We start from the raw sequence: 17,571 nt of genomic DNA on the forward strand, positions 1-17,571 counted from the left end.
GGTACCTCATGGTACGGTCGGGCCGTATCGTCACCGGGGGCTTGGTAGCGCAACAACACGGTGCAGTAAGAGTCGTAAATAGCGTTGGATTGCAACGTTATTGGACGGGGAGGGAGAACGTTTCGTGGCCGATGGCGACGCCTTCACCAATCTCAGAAACGACGGTCAGAAGGGTGTGTACTTCGATTCCGGAGCCGCCCAGACGATGGCGCAGCAGGCCGCCGACATGTTGACGGTCGTGAACGCGGCTATGGCTCTGGTCCAGCCGGAGGCGAATCTGCAACCGTTCAATCAGCGAGACTCCGGGCGGATGCTCGCGGACAAGCTCAATGCGGCTACGCAGCGTCTGGGCGGCACGGTCGCGAAGGACCATGTGGAAGTTCTCACGAGTATGGGTGAGGCCTTCGTCGGGGCGAACAAGGCGTATGCGGACGCTGATCAGACGTCAGCTGTGAACTTCGACCACAATGTGAGTGCCAGATTCAGCGGTATGCATGCGAGTGGGCAGCCCGGATTGGCTACGTCTCCGTTGGCCGCGCTGACGCAGCACGTCGACTCCGTCAGTTTGCCAGGGTGGGGACAGTCCAATAGGGGCAACGTCTACGAGTGGTCCGGAACGTCGAAGGACGACTACTCCAACAAGCTCCAGAGCACAGACCAGGCGGGCCAGCTCAGCTCTGCTGCCAAGGCTGCGGGGATTGCGTTGGACGGTAAGCAGATTACTCCCGAACCGGGCAGCCAATACGGCTGGGACGATTTCCATAATCACTGGCAATATATTCACGATTCCACGATCCTCAGCGTGCTCGCGCAGCATGCGCAGGACTGGAAGACCGCGAGCGCTTACATCAAGAGTCAGGCGTCTACTTTTTCCGCGGCCAAGGACCAGTATCTGACGGGCTACCAGGGTGACAACTCGATCGGGGACAAGATCTGGGCCTCCGACGCTGCCAAGCAGGCGCGGGACGGGATCGGGCACTACCTCGACAATGTGAAGACCCTGACCGATTCGATGGATTTGATGAGCGCCAATCTCGCCTTTGCCGAGGGATGGCTGAAGAAATTGCAGAATTTCTTGCCGTACAAGAGTATTTCGCAGACCACCGAACTTGTCGCGGCGGGAGAATCGGCCGTCGAGATGCCCATTTCGCAGAGTTCCGTCGATGAAGCGATGAACGAGATGCGGCAGGCATGGGATGAGTGGTACGGCAACGGCGTCAGGGACTCGAGCGGTGCGGTGCCCATCATCCCCGACCCGAAGGACGCGGTTTCGATAAAGCCGGCGGGCCCGGCGCCCACCGATCAGCCGGATCCGAATGCGAAGCAGCCGGCGGGTACTCCTACCACGCAGACCCCGACCACACAGACACCCAATATCGACAACCCGGACGGCCAACAGCCAACCAACACCGATCCGAAGGACACCGATCCCAAGAAGACCGACACGCCGACAACAACGACTGACACGACGCTCCAGACGCTGATCACGCAGGCCAGCACGGTGCTTCAGGCTGGCATCACCGCCGCCGAGCAGGGCGTCGAGAAGCTCGCCTCGGCGGTCGAAACGGCGCTGACGCAAACACAGACGACGACGAAGACCACCGATCCGACGGATCAGCTCACTCAGCAGTTGCAGAACCTGGGCTTGATTCCGAACACCGATACACCCGGTGGAACCCCGACCGGAGGCAGCCCCACGGGTGGCACGCCCACTAGCCCCGGGTCGCCCCAGACACCGAAGACTCAGATCGCTCCTCGTTCCGCCAACCAGACAACGACGACCGAGACGGACGCGGAGGAAACTACGACTTCGCGTGCAGGACTGGCGTCTACGTCCTCGGCCTCCTCCAGCGGCTCAACCGGCGGTATGGGTGGTTCGCCGATGTCGGCGGGTTCGCAGGGGCAGGGCAAGGAACACAAGCGTCCGCAGTTCCTCACGAACCTCGACAATCTCGAAGAAGTTCTCGGTGAGGCTCCGGCCGCGGTCACCCCGGTGGCGGAGAAATGACGCCGAGCTGGCGATTCACTGAGGCCGAGTTCTACGCCCTCTGGATGGATCGGACGGGGCAAGCGCCGCCGAAGCCTTTCTTGTTCACCTCGGCCACGCAGACCGCGGACGAATTCGACGCCGAGCAGTCGGAGGCTCGGGAAAGCCTGAGCCACAAGGTCGGCGGTAGTTTCGAGCTCGTTTTCGACGCCATGGCAAACCCCGATCTGTTCCTGACCGCTTACGGATGGGATGAACGGGACCGCTTCGGTATCGGCTCGATGATTCGGGCCCGCGCTACGCGTAAGGGACCAAAGGGCTATGTGATCAAGCAGTTGCCCGGCACGAGCTACTTCCAACGTGGCGGCTACACGGTGACCGAATGTGATCCCATCCAGCTCGCCGACGAAATCGTTCGTGCCATGCCTTCCGTCGAGCGGGGCCGCCTCGGCGACATCGGATTGGCCTCACGCGAGCAAGATCTGGACCACGATTTCGGCCGTTCGTCCATCGCCGCCGCACCGGACACCGCGGTCTCCCGCACGCGGGAATTCATGGCGCAGTCCATCACGACGGCCGGTGAGGTCCGGATCGTGCAGGGCCGATCGGTGTTCGGTCCGCGTGGAATCACCAGCCACATCGTGCGTTTCCGCGATATCGAAGATGACGGTCGTTACGTCATGGTCGAGAACCCCCAGCGCGCACTCGCGGTCGATGAGACCAGATTCATCTCGGTAGTCAACAACTATGTCGCCGCCGTGGTGCAGACCATCAAGGACGAGCGCGGGTGAACGCATCCGCGCATCGAAATGCTGTTGGCTTGTCGAAGCGGCCTGTGATACTCATACGCATAGCTAACTGGGAGGGAGTTCGGCATGACTGAGTCGGGGGCGACCAGTTCTGGTGCTGGCGAGGGGGATTGGGCCTCGCTAGTTGTTGCCAACATATCCGGATCGATTCGGGTACGGGCGACCAACCAGGGGCTGCCGTTGGCGGTGAAGGTGGAATCTGCTGAGCTGCACCGGGATCCGGCGCAGCTCGCTGGAGAGATCTTGCGGCTGTGTCAAAAGGCTGCCAATCGCGCTGGGCTCGCGCTGCGGAAGCAGTTGGAGGAGGCCGGGCTTGGCGCTGAGGGCCTTGCTCGGACCGGGCTGCCCACCGAGACCGACGTAGCTCGACAGGAGATTGTCGAGGAGCAGGACTACGATACTGAGCCGCAGAGTTGGCTCAGGTCGGTGTGAGAGGGGGCCTCGTGGTTTCGTCCATGGATGAGCTGCAGGAGCAGGTTCGGCGGCAGCTGTATCGGTTTCAGGACCTGGCGGATCAGATGGCTGCGGTTCGGGGGCGGGAGACTTCCGAGGACGGGGCCGTGACGGCCGAGGTCGACGGGAACGGCGCGCTCAAGGATCTGCAGTTCACGAGCGCTGTTTCGCGGATGACACCGGCCGAGTTCGAGCAGGCTGTGGTGACGACGGCGGCGCAGGCGGCGCGGCGGGCGTTCGAGCGGCGGGCCGAGGTCGTCAACCGGTTCAATGAGGAGATGGCCGGCTAGGCCGGTCTGTTAACAGAACCTTGAGCCAGAATTTGCATCTTGCGGTCTGGCACAAGAATTTTCGCACTTGTAGTCTGAGCACGATCATAGGTAGTGGGAGGGACACTCATGGCCGATCATGTGGCGGCGGACTTCGCGCCCATCTTGGCGTACGGCACCCAGAAGGCGGGCATCGCCGCGCAGGTCGCGGGGGCGGCCGGAGCCGATGTGGCTACCGCGCTCGCGCAGGCGGTGCCGGTATTCGGGCTGATCGGGCAGGAGTTCCTGGCGGCGTTCGCTGTCGCGCAAGGCAATTACCTGCTGTCCTCGGCGGAAATCGCGGCGGTCCACGCGGACACCGCGACCACGGCGTACGCGGCTGTCGGGGCCTATGGCTCCAACGAAGTGACCTCGGCGGCGAGCTTCCTATCGACGGTGCTGTGACCAACCCGTCGAATCCGACCGTTCTGGACGAGCTCCGCAGCAGTCCGATCGGTCAGTACCTCGATACTCCGGTCACGGATGTATTGAGCAATCTGGGATTGCCGCAGCTGCCACAACTTTCGTCGATCAGCCTGCCGGATCTGTCGGGGATACAGCTGCCCACACTGCCGACGATCGACGTGACGAGCCTGATCCAGCCCGTCGTCAGTTTGCTGCAGTCGTTCGGGACGGGGAGCCTGAGCAACAGCAGTTTCAACCCGGCAACCATTCTGACCTCGTTGATCAGTGCGTTGACTTCCGCTGTGTCACAAAGTAAGTCGGCGACCAGCACGGTCATGAACACGTGGACCGGTGATGCCGCCACTGCTGCGGAGGACAAGAGCAAGTCGGTCGAGGCCAACAGCGTCGAGGTAGCCGCGCAAGGGGCCAAGCAGCACGGGATCCTGCTGAGCGCCGAGGCCATCGTCGCCGAGGGCTATGCCGAAATCAGCGCTGTCATAGCGAAATTCGTCGCGGAGGTTACCGCGGGCATCGCGATGCTGGCGACTCCCGCCGGCATCCCGTGGTTGATCGCGACCGCGACCGACGCGATCACGGAAGGCACGGCCATCGCGGCCAAGACCAGCACCGAGCTTGCGGGCAGCACCGCCGAGATCACCGCAGCGGGAGCGAAGGTCATGATCGCGGGTGCGCCGATCGCGTCCAATATCGCGGATCTGGTGAACATGGTGGGCACCGCGCTGCAGCCCATGGCCAGCGCCGCTCCGACGGTCGCGGAAAAGCTGGTCGAGAAGGGCGCGTCGGTCGTCTCGACCGGCGCCAGCGACATCAGTTCGGCGCTGAGTAACAACAACAGCAACACCAATACAAACACCAACACCAATACGAACACCAAGACCAACACGCCCACGGATACCACCACCAAGACCGACGACGCCGCGAAGACCGACAGCCCGGACACCACCAAGACCGATGGTGGCGGCGGCAGTCCGCTCAGCACCCTGTTCGGCGGCGTGCCCACCACCACGACACCGACGAACACGCCGGGCACCAGCCGGATCCCGACCGGTGAGGTCACCTCCGGCACCGGAGTTCCCAAGACCACCACCGAGGCGACCGGGCGCACTACCGCCACCACCTCGCCGGGGATGGCCTCGGGCGCTGGTGCCGCGGGTCGGGCCGGCGCCGCCGATGAGGAGTCCACCTCGGACCGCTCGGGCCTGGTCACCGGCGCGCACGGCGACGAGGTGGTCGGTGTCATCGAGGGTGTGGTCCTGCCGGTTGTCGGCGCCATCGAGGCCATCGAAGAGCCGCCGGACAAGGCGCTCACACTCTGAGATCACTGTGATGTAGGTACCGAATTGCCAGGGGTAACAGGAGGATTGGCATGAGCACCAACGCATTCGACGGTCTGCGCTTCGACGCCTCGACCGCACGCGACGCCGCGGCCCAGCTGGACGCGCTCGCCGACCGTATCGCCGGCGGACTGGGCGTCGAGCAGGCCAAGCTCGACTTCGCGCCCGCCGGTGCAGATGAGGTGTCGGTGCGCGCCGCGCAGACACTCAACGCGGTGGCCGCGTCCTTCGTGGCCTCCGGCGGCGACGGCGTCACCGAACTGCGCAATCTCGCTTCGACGCTGCGTAGCCAGTTCGACGCCTTCGGGCAGGTCGAAGAGCAGTCCGTCCTAGGCTTCGCCGGCTGAGTCGAGAGAGCTTCCTCGATGTTGGAACCGACGAAACCTGGCTTCACCGAGACGGTTTGGGAGTCCCGGCCGCCCGAGCAGCTGGCGCGTGACCTGGTCACAGGTGCCGGTGCGGTACCCGCCGCCGAGGCAGGTCTCGCGTGGACGCGATTGAGCGCGGGTTTCGCGGCTGCCGCCGTCGAGTACGAGCGGATTCTCGTAATCCTGGACAGCGCTTGGGAATCCAAGAACAGCGGGCCGTTCATCGAACGCATCAAGGCATTGCGGGACTGGCTCGGCGCATCCGCGGCGGCCGCCGCGGGCAACGCGACACAGGCGGAATCGCACGCTGCCGCCTATGAACTCGCGAAACTGACCATGCCCGACGTCGACGAGGTCGAGAAGCTCAAAGACCTCCAGCAGCTGATGCAGCAGCTCGGTCTGGCCGCCGGCATGCCGCTGCTGGGCGGACTGGCGACGACCGAGACCGACGCCGAGAAGGCGAAGGCTGAGGCGGCCCGGGTGATGCGGACGTACGAGGCCGCCACCGAATCACTATCCAAACCCTGGGAACATCAGGCGCCGCCACAGGTGACCGCGGGGCTGACGCCTGCCGAGCAACCGGCCGAACCCGTGGAAACCCCGGAAACGCCATCGGTCGTGCCGACCTCGCTGCCGACCCTGTCCCTCGACTCGCTCAACCTGCCGCCGATGCCGCTCACGCAGGTGCGTGCGACAACGATCGAGGCCAAGGAAACGACGACGCAACGTGTTGTGACGCAGCCGGTTACGGTTCAACAGGCCGGCACGTCGATGGCGCCCACCGCCATGGGCAATGCGGGCCAGGACAGCGACGAAGAGCACATCCCGCGCGCCGGACTAGTGGGGGCGCCCACCCGCGACGCCGACCTGGGCCTCACCTCGGGGATGCAAGTCGCGCCCGCCGTGCTCGGCGGGGTCGACCCGGCCGCACAGCGTGCCCCGGTGGACATTGCGTTCAATGCGGGCAGCACTGGTTCTGAAAGCGGCTCCGGTGCAAGCGATTCCGGCAGCCGTCAAGGGGCCGCCTCGTGACGACCCTCACCAACGACGGCGTGATCGCACTCGCCGGCCACCTAGGTGTGCAAACCCTGCCCCTGGTGCTGTCGATCGGCCCGCAACAGGATTCGTACCAGGAATGGGAAGACGCGCAGGAACTAGCCCGCGCCGACCTACGCGCCCGCCGCATCGTCGACGCCCACGGTGATGTCGACACCGACACCGCCACTGCGCTTTTCGTCTTAGCCCAGCCCGACCGCGAACTGGCTATGCGTGTCCACACCGCCGATGGCCTCATCCGCGTCTGCGTCACCCGCCGCGCCGAGGACCACGCCGTCGCCATCCGCCGCGGCGACACCCTGGACATCCACCCCCTATGGTCCGACGGCTCCGGTGAATCCCTGGCCCGCCCTCTCCTCGACGCCCTCGGCCCCTGCCCGCCCGCCGACCTGGCCGCTTTCAGCGCCGAGTCGGCCGACCTGGCCGAACGCCTCGACACCGCAACGACTTCCGCGGACTACGCGAGCACCGTCTACAACCTGGGCGTCCCCGACACCGACGCCACCAGCTACGGCCTCGCCCTGTCCGCCACCCACGCCTACGCCGAAATCGTGGCCTACGCCTACGCCGACGGCCTCACAGACCGATCGCCCGGAGCCGTCGCGGTCTACGACACCGCACGGGGCCGCATCGTGGCCGCACCGGGGGTCGCCCCGGACCAGCAACTCTGGTCCACGCTGACACCGGGCAGTGATCACCGTATCGCGCAGTCGATCTCGACTTTGATCGACTCGCTGCCTGGGGGGAGGTGGCTGTCGTGAGTCCCTCGTGACCCACTCACAGCTGGTCAACCCGAATCGGTGATGCGCAACGCATCGCCTATCCATCCCGAAGAAAAGGCAAGGTACAGACGATGGTTGCTAATGATGCGGAAATGGCCAAGGCGGCACAGAGCCACATGGCGGACGTAGTCGCCTCGATCAAGGACATCCTGCGCAAGATCACTGACGAGGTCGACTCGTCCAAGGGCAGCTTCCAGGGTGAGGCGGCTGGCGCGTTCAACACTGCCGCGCAGTCGTGGGACACCGAAGCCCAGCAGCTGAACAAGGCCATGGATGAGTTCCAGGAGAAGGTTGGCGCGGGTACCGACGTCTTCGACGGCGTGGATGTCTCCAACAAGGACGACTTCACGAAGGCTCTCACGAACCTCGGCTAGTCAGGGTTAGCACCCGCTCCAACTCTCCAACACTTGCAAAGGAAGACAAATGCTTTACGACAAGACCGGAATGACCCTGCTCGCGGAGCACCTTCGCCAGTACCACAAGGACCTGGTTGCTGTCGCGGGTGACGGTACGGCTGCGGTCGATACCTCCAGCGACCTCGGTCAGGCGTACGAGCGGCTGAAGTCGGCGTGGTCCAACCCGAACAGCGGTGCGGAGAACGGCGCGCTGGAGGCCGTCATCGCCGCGAAGTCCGACTGGGACAAGGCTTACGCCGAGAAGTGCCTGTCCACGCTGGACGCTGTTACCTCCGCGGTCGAGAGTGCCCTCGCGAACGCCCTCGCGGCGGACTCCAAGGTCGGCCAGTCCTTCTCCTAGCGAGAACGTCGGTGCCAGCCACAACAGCGCACCCCTCCGACCTGGAGGGGTGCGCTGTCGTCGGCTGATACCCAGTAATCTTTGTGCCCGTAGTTCCCGGTTCGACGGAGGATTTGGTTAGTGCCAGCCCAATTGAGCACTCGTGCCCAGGTCAATGGGTACCGCTTTCTGCTGCGCCGACTCGATCACGCGTTGGTACGCCGGGACGTGCGGATGCTGCACGATCCGATGCGATCGCAGACCCGATCGCTGATGGTTGGAGCCGTTCTTGCTCTGCTCGTGGTGGCAGGGGCGGCGATTATGGCCTTCATCCGTCCACAGGGCTCCATCGGCAACGCGAACATCGTCATGGGCAAGGATAGTGGCGCTCTCTACGTCGTCGTTCGGGACAAAGACGACAAGAACAAGATGACGCTGTACCCGACGCTGAATCTCGCGTCAGCCCGGTTGATCTCCGGCACGAGTGAGACGCCGACCTCTGTGAAGGACGGCAAGCTCAATTCGGTTCCGCGCGGTCCGATTCTCGGAATCCCCGGTGTCCCTGCGGCTTTGCCGGGCACCGGACAGGGAGAACGGTCCCAGTGGACTCTCTGTGACAAAGTGCCGCTGTCTGCGTCCGGTGGAGCGGCGTCCTCAGCGGGTGCCGAGACCACGGTCATCTCCGGCGGTCTGGAGCTCAGTGACCGCATCAAAGCGACCGGCACGGACTCCGCCATCTGGGTGACCAAGAGTGGCAAGGATTATCTGATCTACGACGGCAAGGTCGCGGAGTTCGATAAGACGAAGGATTCGATCGCACAGGCGCTCGGCTTGAGCGGTAAGCGCTCCCGGCCCGCCACAACTGATCTGATTGGGGCGGGCGTCAAGGTTCCGCCTTTGGTTCCACCGACCATCCCCCGCGCGGGTGAGAACGGTATGGGCAAACTGAGCAACGTACCGGTTGGCGGCATCATCAAGGTGGCGGCACTGGATGGTTCGGATCGATCCGATCTGTATGTCGTGCTGGCCGACGGTGTGCAGCGCATCTCCGCGTTCACCGCGCAGGTTATCGGCTCCGATAACTCTCAGGGCATGAGCGGTTTCAAGTCCGTGACACCGGACGTGCTCAACGGAATTCCGGTTGTGCACTCGCTGCCTGTCGACGATTTTCCCGTAGGTACCCCGAAGATCGTTACGGCGGAGGACAATCCGGTCGCCTGCATCACCTGGGTGAAGAAGAGCGGCCTCGGCAAGGAACAGTCGGACGCTACTGAGGGTCCCTCCGACCGAGCCACCGTCCAGCTGCTGCTCGGCACGCGATTGCCGCTGCCGGAATCCCAGAAGCCGGTAGACTTGGCAACCAAGGATGGAGCCGCTGGCGACCGTGTCGATGCCGTCTACGTCGCTCCCGCCACAGGCGAATTCGTTCGCACCACCGGCATCGAGCCGGGCAGCCAACGGCGCGAGAATCTGTTCTATATCGCCGACAACGGAATCCGATACGGCATCCCAGATCTCGCGACCGCGCAAATCCTTGGGCTGGGTGCCACACCCCACTTGGCTCCATGGGAGATCATCGGCCAACTGATTCCTGGTCCCACCCTGTCCAAGCAGGACGCGCTGAAGGATTGGGACACTCTGCCTACCCAGTAGGGAAGGTCCGACGGTTGACCCGTCGGACCGAACTACTTGACGCTCTTGCTCAGGATCGGTAGCAGCTTGTCGAGCAGAACCTTCTCGGAGTCGTCCGACCATTGACGGATCGCGGTGACTGCGGCCGGGTCGTCGAGGACGATGACCGAAGCCCGGCTTCCCGCGACCCCCGACGGGAGATTCACCAGGCCACCGCCGCCCGCATCGGTGTCGCTACGGACGGCAAGCAGATAACCGGAGTTGATCGGCGACAGCGCATCATACTGAGCGTTGAACCCCGATCCGATCGAGCGAGGGTTCGGCTCATCGCCTTTACGGAGGAAGTTGGTGTTATAGATGAAGCCGAGATCTTCGAAGAATTTCGATTGGGACCCAGGCTTCAGCTGAACATCCATCTCGGCGGAGATACCGCTCTGGCCCGAGATATCCAGCACAACGATGGATTTGCCATTGAAAGCGGGGTTCTGAGCACGAGCATTGGCGATTGGGCTCCGTGGTGCCGATGCCGCGGATCCGTGCTGTGTCGCCCAAATACCCACACCTGCCGCTACCGCGATGGCGGTTGCCGCTGCTCCACCCACAAGCCAAATACGACTGCGTGCACCGGATTTCACAGGACTGACGGATACCTGCGGCTGGTTGGCGAGCGTCGTGGAACGGTCGTGCGGCAGCGTTTGCATGGACAGGCCGGAAACGCCGTACTCAAGAGCGGATTTCAGCGCCGCTGTGAATTCATGACAGGTGTCGAAGCGGTCTGTGGGGTTCTTCGCCATCGCGACGGCGATCACGTCATCCAGCGCCGAGGGGAGGGTGGGATCGATCGCCGTGACTCGCGGCGGGGGCTCACTGAGGTGGCCTATCATGACCATCGCCGGTTGTGTTCCAGGATAAGGATTCTGGCCCGTCAACAGGCGGACGAACGAGCAGGCCAGGCTGTAGATATCGGCGCGATGATCGAGCCGATTTCCGCTCAATTGCTCGGGCGAGGCATAGGCAATGGTGGCCACAAAGCCACCGGCTTGGGTTAGTTCGTTGGTGTCTTCGGTGGACTTCGCGACACCGAAATCGGTGAGCAGGACGCGTTCTTCGCTGTTGTCTCCCATGGACAACAGGAAGTTCGCGGGTTTTACGTCTCGGTGCAGCAAGCCTCGGCGGTGCGCGTGGTCGAGACCCCGGCCAACCTCGGTGACGATGTGAAGCGCCCGCCAGGGCGTGATCGACCTCGGATCTCGCTCGGCGGCTGCCGCAGCGTCGATGCCGTTCACGTACTGCATCGCGATCCAGAGTTGGCCGTTGTCCTCTCCGCGATTGTAGATCGAGACGATATTCGGATGATCTAGGGCCGCAGCCAGATTCGCCTCACGTTCGAACCGTGCCCGGTACTCGGCATCCTGGCTGAACTGTGGGCTGAGGACCTTCAGTGCGTCCCAGCGCGGCAGTTCCGGATGCTTGGCCAGATACACCGTGCCCATGCCCCCCGCGCCGAGAATGCGTTCGATGCGGTAGCCGCGGATGATGGTGCCCGGTCCGATATTCATCCCGATTCCTCACATGTACTGACTGTTGGCCAGCAGGGCGTACTGTGCTGCGGCCGCCTGTTGAGCCTCAATCAGCTGGTCCCCGGCTACGCGGGCAACGTAGCGGTCGTACCGCAACGTGCAGACGTAGAAGCCTGTTTTTCCGACGTAGTACCCCCACCATGCATCTCCGAGGGCGACCTTGTTCTGAACGCAGGAGACATCGGGGACGTTGGCGGGCCCTTCGACCGATCCGCTTGTGGTGGCTACGATTCCGGACCATAGCTTGGCGGAGGCATCGGCGTCGCGGGCTCGAAACAGCAGGCCGCCACTGCTTGCAGTAGAGATTTTATCGACGCCGTTGTCGTCCAGAAGCCGTTTCCAAGTTGTCTGGTCGTATATCAAGTGGAGGTGGCCTCGTGGCGTGTGGGTCGCTTCATGGATGGGCTTCGCCTCGAAGACACTCTTGGGATGCAGCGTCCGCCGCAGCATGGCGTCCGGGTCGTAATCCAATCGGAAAATCTCGTGCGGTGACAAAGCGGGTGCCTGGTCGAGCAGTGGCAACTGTGCTGCGAAGACCTGATCAGCCAGTTCGCGCAGTCCATCGAGATCCGGTTTGGGCTGTGCGACATAGACGTTTATGACGTACTGGCCATACGGCATAGTGGCTGCCATAGAAGGAACACCAGGACGCCAATGGGCTTTCGCGCTCGGTTGTTTGCTGAGGGTGACCTTGACATTTTGATCGGCGGCTACCGCGAAGTCGACGGCTTCCATTTGATCAGCGGCTGCCTGTGCGCGCTGCTGGTCTGGGAATTGCAGCACAGTGACATTGAAGGCAGTTGCCTCCGGATCGCTCAGAGCGCCGCCGAAGGGATTGAAGTTGTCCGTCTGATCGACCTCACGCGACTTGGGTAGCTCTCGGGTGCTCGCGGCAGCAGAGAAGCCGAACATCATGCCGTTGCTCTCGAGCGCGGGTCGGACAGCGCCGGCAAGCACTCGTGAGGCCTGTGCAGAGTTCACCGAATCCATCAGCAGGCCGGTGACATTGTGGCCGAACTTCGGGTCAACATCCGCTCCGATGACAACATTGTCCATCAGGCGTGCCAAGGCAATTTGCTTGCCGTCTACGGCATTGTGCTGATACGAGTATCGGATATCGAACGGATCGGTCGGGAAGTTGCCGATAGGGAACTTTCGAACATCGACCTCACCCGCAGCTGGCGTCCCGCCTACCTGGCTTCCGCATCCGGAGAGCGCCGTCGCGGCTAATAGTGCGGTCAGTGCTCCGAAAGCTGTTCTGCCAATGGAACGGTGAGTACCAAGTTTCTTCACGAGCTCCCCCTATTTGCCACTGGCCAGGATGGCGTACTGCGCGGAGGTCCTTTGGTATAGATCCTGTTGTTGCTGAGACCACACCGTCGCGACGTACCGTCCGTATGACACGTAGCAGGCAAAGGGAGCCGCGTGTTCGTCGGGACCTTTATATTTCGAACAGCGTGCCGTCGGGAGTCCGGTGGGTGGGTCGATGCGGTGCAAGAACCGCGAAGTGGATGTGGTGTCGAGGAAGGTCTGAGCCGACGCTGTGTCTCTGGTTCGAACGAGCACTACCGCCCCGTAACTGACGAGATCTGTCCCTGTTTTGTCGAACAGCTCCCGGTACTTGATTGGTTTGTTCACCATGTGCAGCGCGCCGTGCTGGTCGAGGACTCCGGTAAACGCATTGGCGGTCGGATCGCCTGCCGGGCGCGGCAACGTCAGACGAAGCATGCCGTCGGTGTCGAGTGGAAGACCAGCGAGCTTATCCGGCGGCGTCGGCTGGAACGTCTTCAATCGGTCGGTCGTCACGTTGATGGCCTTATCGACCAGGTCGAGAGGTGCGGGTTCGGTCGCGACGCCGAATGTTTGTTCTACAGAGTAGTTCTCGGCCTGATCGATCATCGAGAAGATTAGAAGCTTGCCGGTCGGAAACCAGGAGGCGAGTCGCTGCTCCGTTGGTGCCCAGATGATCTGAGCAGCAGGATGCTGGCTCGACTGCAATGGATCAACCTCAGGGCTGCCTCTAAGCGCGAATCCAGTATGGGCAAGTGCGGTCGCAGCGGAGGTCGCGGCTGCCTCGCTGTCGAAGGTCATGATGGCGTTCGTGAGCGTGTAACCAAGAGCGGGATCCTCTGAGGGGCGTCCGCTGGTCGCGAAGCCTGCAATGAACCCCTTTGTGTCATCGGCGAAATGATCGACATTGAGATGACCGCCGAATGAGTTTGGCTCGATGAAGACGAGGGTGCTATCTGGGTTGTAGGAAAGAGACGGGTCGATGTCGGAGACGAGTGGCACTGCGTTGCCGAGCCGAAGGCCCTCGAGGAGGCGACCCCGCTTCTCGGGATCCGACGTTGTCGGGTCTTGGGGCTTGGTAGCGAAACTACCGGTGTCGAGCTTGCTGAGATCGACTGTTTCTTCCTGCGCCGGTTGTGAGTCCGACCCGCAGCCAGCGCTGACCATTACTGAAACCGCCAGTACTGCGGCCGCTACTGTGCGCACTGTGATGCGGGCCGACCGTAGTCGGCCAAAGCCATGACGCATGTCGAACTTCCCCCCGCCGATACCGAATTCCCTGTGAGACATTGCCTCTGGTGTGCAGAGTGTACTGGGCGGTTGGGCAGGTGGCCCATCGTGTCAATCCGCTGGGTGGCATCTCAAAGGTACTGACTGTTCGCGAGCAGGGCGTATTGTGCTGCCGCCTTTTGCTGTACGTCGATCAGTTGGTTGCTTGCGACGCGGGCGACGTAGCGGTCGTAGCGGACGGTGCAGATGTACTTGTCGTCGGCGTTCCAGGCGTCGTAGTCCTTCGAGCCGCTTTTGGCTGCGGCGTCGTGGTTGTCGGCGCAGGCGACGTCGGGGACCTTGGCGGGGGCCTCGGCGGGGGTAGGAGTGAGGGCCGTGATGCCGGTCCAGAGGGCGGCGGCGGACTTGGGGTCGCGGGCGCGGAAGAGGAGGCTGCCCTTGTCGGCCTCGGAGATGCGGTCGACGCCGTTGTTGTCCAACAGGGGTTTCCAGGTGGTCTGGTCGTCGATGTAGTGCAGGAAGCCGCGGGTGGCGTGGGTGATCTCGGCGTCGGGGTTGGGGTTGATCAACGTGCTGGGGTGCAGGGTGCGCCGGAGCATGTCATCGGGGTCGAAGTCCAGGCGGTAGAGGTCCTTGGTCGACAGGCCGGGCGCGCGGTCGAGCATGGGCAGTTGGGCGGCGAGGACCTTGTCGGCGAGGCCGCGCAGGCCGTCGAGGTCGGCGGTGGATTGTTGGACGAAGACGTCGACCACGTACAGGCCGTAGGTCAGCGTGGCCGCCAGCGATGGGACGCCGGGCCGCCAATGGGCGGTGGCGGTGGGGTTCCCGGTGAGGGTGACGTGGACGTTCTGGTCGGGGGCCACGTTGAAGTCGGCGGCCTCTATGTCCCGCTCGGCCGTCTGCGCGCGCTGCTGGTCGGCGAACTGGATCACGGTCAGATTGAACGTACTGGCGGTGGGGTCGACATCCGCGCCGCCGAAGGGCTGGAAGTTCCCGGAGAGGGTGAAACCGGTCGACGGGCCCAGCGGTTTGGTGCTGGAGGCGGTGGAGTAGCCGTAGACCATGTCGTCGTTTTCCAGCACCTGCCGAACCGGGTCGGCCAGCATCCCATAGCTACTGGAGGCCGATTTGAGCGACTTGTACAGCACATTGTGACTGAACGACGGGTCGACGTCCGCTCCGATGACCATGCTGTCGGCGAGCCGTGCGATGGCCATCGAAGATCCCTCGCCGCTGCCGTGGCGGTAGGTGGCCCGAACGTCGAGCGGGTCGGTCGGGTAGTTGCCGACCGGGAGTTGCCGCACGTCGACCTCCGCGGCGGCCGCCGTACCGGACACGTCGCTAGCGCATCCGGCCAGGGCGGGCACTGCCACGACTGCCGCGATGCCGAGGACCATCGCACCGAGAACTGTTCTACCGCAACGGCGGTGAGCACCGAGATGCTTCACGATTCCCCCTACTTGTCGTTGGCGAGGATGGCGTACTGCGCGGAGATGCGCTGGAACACGTCCTGCTGCTGCTGGGACCACGCCGTCGCCAGATATCGCCCGTAGGCGACCGAGCAGGTGAACGGGAACGCGTGGACGTCGGGGCCGTGGTACTTCACGCAATTCGCACCCGGCAGCCCGGGCGGCGAGTCGATTCGGTGGAGGAACTTGTTCACGTTGGACTTCAGAAAGTCCTTCGCCGCGTCCGCATCTCGGGTCCGGTACAGGGTTCCCCCGCCGTAGGTGACAGCGTCCACCCCGTCCCTGTCGAACAACGAGCGGGCCAGCACCACATCGGATTCGGTGTGCAGCGCGCCGTGCCCGTCGAGCACGCCGTCGAAGGCGTACGCCGTCTTGTCCCCGGCCGGGCGCGGCAGGGTGAGACGCAGCAGGCCCTGCGGATCGACCGGCACCGAAGAGATCTTGTCCGGGGCAGTGGGCTGGAACGACTTCAGCTTGTCGGTGGTGACGTCGATCGCCTTGTCGGACTTCGCGATCAGATCGGGGAGGTCCGAGATCTTCGCGTAGAAGTTCTCGGCATTTTGGACCAGCGTGAGGATGAGGTACTTCCCGGTCGGGTAGAACGTCGCGAGGTATTGGTCGTCGGGCAGCCACGAGAGGTGCGCGGTGGGATGCGCGGTCGACTGCGCGGGCTCACCCGTCCCGAAGCCGACGTCCAGGAAACCGCTGGCCGCCTCGGCCGCCGCGGCCGCTGCGGCGTCGCCGTCGTTGTCGAATTCCATGACGACGTCGGTGAGCCGGTACCCGAGGGATTCGTCCTCGTCCGTGCGTGCGGCGGTGGCGAAGCCCGCAACGAAACCGGCCGGATCGTTGGTGAAGGCCGCCTCGTTGAGCCAGCCGAATGCCGAATGGCCACCCTTCATCTCGGGTCGGAGTACGTCCGAGATATGGGCGAAGGGGTTTACCCCGCCATCGTTGTGGGTCAGCGCCGGATCGATCTCCATGGGCAGCGGCATGGTGTTCCCGAGCCGCAGCGCCTCGGCCAGGCGGCCGGCCTGGACCGCGTCGGTGGCGGTGATCGGCGTCGGCTTGGTCGTGAAACTGCCGGTGTCGAGCTTGCTCAGATCGACCGTCTGCTCCGCCGCCGCACTGGAATTCGACGCGCACCCGGCGCTCGCCAGCGCCGAGACCGCCAGCGCGGCGGCCGCCGCCGCGCGCAGCCGCATGCGGGCCGACCGTAGTCGGCCTGTGCTGTAACGCATGTTGTTGTATCCCCCCCGGGTCGATCAGTGCCGCAACGAAGCCCATCATGCAGCAGATCATCGGCAAGCCGCCACCGCGCCGAGCTACCGATGGATTGTCCGCACCTCGCCCGAGTCGCGTCGGCTGATCAGCGAGGCCTTCAACCTGGTGATGTCAGCATTGCCAGATGTGGCTGTGGAGGAACGTATCCCATTGCGAGCCTTGGAAGAACAGCTCGGGGCCGCCGCGATCCTTCGAGTCGCTTACACCGACCCGATCATGATGCTGGTAGACCTCTACACACTGGTTCGAGGTTTCGCTCCTGCTGGACTTGTACCACAGCCGATTCCAACCGGAGATAGTGCGGGAAGTGCGAAGGTAATTGATCAGCATACGGTTGCAGGTCAGTTCGGGCAGGCGGCGTCCAGCGCCTTGGCGGTGGTCTGCAACGGGCCGCTCGAGAGCGGAACGAGGTTGTCGTCGGGGGCGGTCTTGATCTGGTCCAGCACCTGAACATAGGCCCGGAGCGCGGACTTGACCTTCGTGTCGGCGACCTTATCGACCATGGGGGTCAATGAAGCGTCCTGAGCGCCCATGACGGACCGGATCTGGTCGGGGGTCGGTGTGCTGTTGCCGAACGGATCATCGGGGACGGCAGCGAGGATCTCCTTGCATCCGACAGTCTGGGCGGTTGAGGCGGCCACGGTGGTCTTCGATGGTTGCCCCGCATCGCTTTCGGTGGTGGACCCGCATCCCGCGAGCAGCACCCCGAGCGCCGCCAGCAACGCGACGGGAACGGTGCGCGAGACCGCCCGCGGCGAAATCATGCGAGAAAACGACTGTGGCGCTGGTGAATTCATGACAAGTCGACCTTCCTGAGTTCTTGCCCCT

Annotated in this window: 19 protein-coding genes; 12 read left to right on the forward strand and 7 right to left on the reverse strand. The window is 63.6% G+C overall.

Going from position 1 to position 17,571, the window contains the following annotated elements:
* Positions 1-124 precede the first annotated feature (124 nt).
* From ABZ909_RS08300 to eccB, 12 genes are all read left to right on the forward strand, one after another.
* A complete protein-coding gene (locus ABZ909_RS08300; RefSeq protein ID WP_356997031.1) occupies positions 125-2,008 on the forward strand; it encodes a hypothetical protein in 1,884 nt (627 codons plus the stop codon).
* The gene (locus ABZ909_RS08305; protein WP_356997032.1) at positions 2,005-2,778 is read left to right on the forward strand and encodes an ESX secretion-associated protein EspG; all 774 of its coding nucleotides are present in this window, start codon (positions 2,005-2,007) and stop codon (positions 2,776-2,778) included. Before ABZ909_RS08300 ends, ABZ909_RS08305 begins: the two co-directional genes overlap by 4 nt.
* An 84-nt stretch (positions 2,779-2,862) precedes the next feature.
* Entirely contained in the window at positions 2,863-3,228 is a 366-nt protein-coding gene (locus tag ABZ909_RS08310) for a hypothetical protein (protein WP_356997033.1), read from the forward strand.
* Between the two features lie 23 nt (positions 3,229-3,251).
* Positions 3,252-3,539: a YbaB/EbfC family nucleoid-associated protein gene (locus tag ABZ909_RS08315; RefSeq protein WP_245550298.1), complete on the forward strand. Its 288-nt coding sequence runs from the start codon at positions 3,252-3,254 to the stop codon at positions 3,537-3,539.
* Positions 3,540-3,647: 108 nt separating this feature from the next.
* Positions 3,648-3,962: a hypothetical protein gene (locus tag ABZ909_RS08320; RefSeq protein WP_356997034.1), complete on the forward strand. Its 315-nt coding sequence runs from the start codon at positions 3,648-3,650 to the stop codon at positions 3,960-3,962.
* Positions 3,959-5,299 (forward strand): hypothetical protein, encoded by a 1,341-nt coding sequence (locus tag ABZ909_RS08325; protein WP_356997035.1) that lies wholly within the window; start codon positions 3,959-3,961, stop codon positions 5,297-5,299. Before ABZ909_RS08320 ends, ABZ909_RS08325 begins: the two co-directional genes overlap by 4 nt.
* Before the next feature lie 50 nt (positions 5,300-5,349).
* Positions 5,350-5,664, forward strand: coding sequence for a PE family protein (locus ABZ909_RS08330; RefSeq protein ID WP_356997036.1), 315 nt, complete (start codon positions 5,350-5,352; stop codon positions 5,662-5,664).
* 18 nt (positions 5,665-5,682) lie between these two features.
* Entirely contained in the window at positions 5,683-6,717 is a 1,035-nt protein-coding gene (locus ABZ909_RS08335; RefSeq protein ID WP_356997037.1) for a PPE domain-containing protein, read from the forward strand.
* Positions 6,714-7,502, forward strand: coding sequence for an ESX secretion-associated protein EspG (locus ABZ909_RS08340; protein WP_356997038.1), 789 nt, complete (start codon positions 6,714-6,716; stop codon positions 7,500-7,502). Before ABZ909_RS08335 ends, ABZ909_RS08340 begins: the two co-directional genes overlap by 4 nt.
* A 92-nt stretch (positions 7,503-7,594) precedes the next feature.
* Positions 7,595-7,897 carry a WXG100 family type VII secretion target gene (locus ABZ909_RS08345; RefSeq protein ID WP_356997039.1) on the forward strand — a complete coding sequence of 101 codons (303 nt, stop codon included), beginning with the start codon at positions 7,595-7,597 and terminating at the stop codon, positions 7,895-7,897.
* A gap of 49 nt (positions 7,898-7,946) precedes the next feature.
* Positions 7,947-8,279, forward strand: coding sequence for a hypothetical protein (locus ABZ909_RS08350; RefSeq protein WP_356997040.1), 333 nt, complete (start codon positions 7,947-7,949; stop codon positions 8,277-8,279).
* 120 nt (positions 8,280-8,399) lie between these two features.
* Entirely contained in the window at positions 8,400-9,911 is a 1,512-nt protein-coding gene (gene eccB, locus ABZ909_RS08355; protein WP_356997041.1) for a type VII secretion protein EccB, read from the forward strand.
* Between the two features lie 32 nt (positions 9,912-9,943).
* Here the strand turns inward: eccB and ABZ909_RS08360 are convergent, their stop codons facing one another.
* The 7 genes from ABZ909_RS08360 to ABZ909_RS08390 all read right to left on the reverse strand — a co-directional run bounded on the left by ABZ909_RS08360 (position 9,944) and on the right by ABZ909_RS08390 (position 17,507).
* Positions 9,944-11,449, reverse strand: a complete 1,506-nt coding sequence (locus ABZ909_RS08360; protein ID WP_356997042.1) for a serine/threonine-protein kinase — start codon at positions 11,447-11,449, stop codon at positions 9,944-9,946.
* Positions 11,450-11,458: 9 nt separating this feature from the next.
* Positions 11,459-12,763, reverse strand: a complete 1,305-nt coding sequence (locus tag ABZ909_RS08365) for a hypothetical protein (protein ID WP_356997043.1) — start codon at positions 12,761-12,763, stop codon at positions 11,459-11,461.
* 9 nt (positions 12,764-12,772) lie between these two features.
* Positions 12,773-14,050 carry a hypothetical protein gene (locus tag ABZ909_RS08370; RefSeq protein ID WP_356997044.1) on the reverse strand — a complete coding sequence of 426 codons (1,278 nt, stop codon included), beginning with the start codon at positions 14,048-14,050 and terminating at the stop codon, positions 12,773-12,775.
* Between the two features lie 71 nt (positions 14,051-14,121).
* Entirely contained in the window at positions 14,122-15,387 is a 1,266-nt protein-coding gene (locus ABZ909_RS08375) for a hypothetical protein (RefSeq protein WP_356997045.1), read from the reverse strand.
* A 59-nt stretch (positions 15,388-15,446) separates the two neighbouring features.
* Positions 15,447-16,700, reverse strand: a complete 1,254-nt coding sequence (locus tag ABZ909_RS08380; protein WP_356997046.1) for a hypothetical protein — start codon at positions 16,698-16,700, stop codon at positions 15,447-15,449.
* Positions 16,701-16,854: 154 nt separating this feature from the next.
* Positions 16,855-17,073: a DUF397 domain-containing protein gene (locus ABZ909_RS08385; protein WP_356997047.1), complete on the reverse strand. Its 219-nt coding sequence runs from the start codon at positions 17,071-17,073 to the stop codon at positions 16,855-16,857.
* 11 nt (positions 17,074-17,084) lie between these two features.
* Entirely contained in the window at positions 17,085-17,507 is a 423-nt protein-coding gene (locus tag ABZ909_RS08390; RefSeq protein ID WP_356997048.1) for a hypothetical protein, read from the reverse strand.
* Positions 17,508-17,571 lie beyond the last annotated feature (64 nt).

This window comes from Nocardia sp. NPDC046763 (assembly GCF_040645495.1).
Classification (GTDB): Bacteria; Actinomycetota; Actinomycetes; order Mycobacteriales; family Mycobacteriaceae; genus Nocardia.